We start from the raw sequence: 472 nt of genomic DNA, 5'->3' as shown, positions 1-472 counted from the left end.
GCGGCAGCCACGACCTGACCCTGAGCGGCGTGCTCAGCGGCAACGGCGCGCTGATCAAGAACGGCAACGGCCAACTGCTGCTCACCGGCACCAGCACCTACACCGGCACCACCGCGGTCAACGCCGGCGGCCTCACCGTCAACGGCAGCTTCGCCAGCGCCAACGTGCAGGTCGCCAGCGGCGCCAGCCTCGGCGGCAGCGGCAGCATCGCCGGCCAGGTCAGCCTGGCCGACGGCGCCAACCTGAACATCGCCAGCGCCACCGCGCCACTGACCGTCGGTGACCTGTCGCTGGCCTCCACCAGCAACCTCAACTTCGCCCTGGGCGCACCGGGCAGCGGCACCACCCTGGTCAAATCCAACGGCAACCTGACCCTCGACGGCCTGCTCAACATCAGCAATGCCGGCGGCTTCGGCATCGGCGTCTACCAACTGTTCAGCTACGGCGGCAGCCTGACCAACAACGGCCTGAC

At 69.3% G+C, this 472-nt stretch carries 1 protein-coding gene; it reads left to right on the top strand.

Annotated elements, in window-relative coordinates; all coding sequences use genetic code 11:
* On the top strand, positions 1-472 hold a 472-nt coding region (locus tag NTD82_RS20635; protein WP_410017073.1), incomplete at both ends, for an autotransporter-associated beta strand repeat-containing protein.

The organism is Pseudomonas sp. 5P_5.1_Bac1 (genome assembly GCF_025466015.1).
GTDB lineage: Bacteria > Pseudomonadota > Gammaproteobacteria > Pseudomonadales > Pseudomonadaceae > Aquipseudomonas.
The sequence above is the reverse complement of the archived record's forward strand: the minus strand, read 5'-3'. Positions and strand labels throughout refer to the sequence as shown.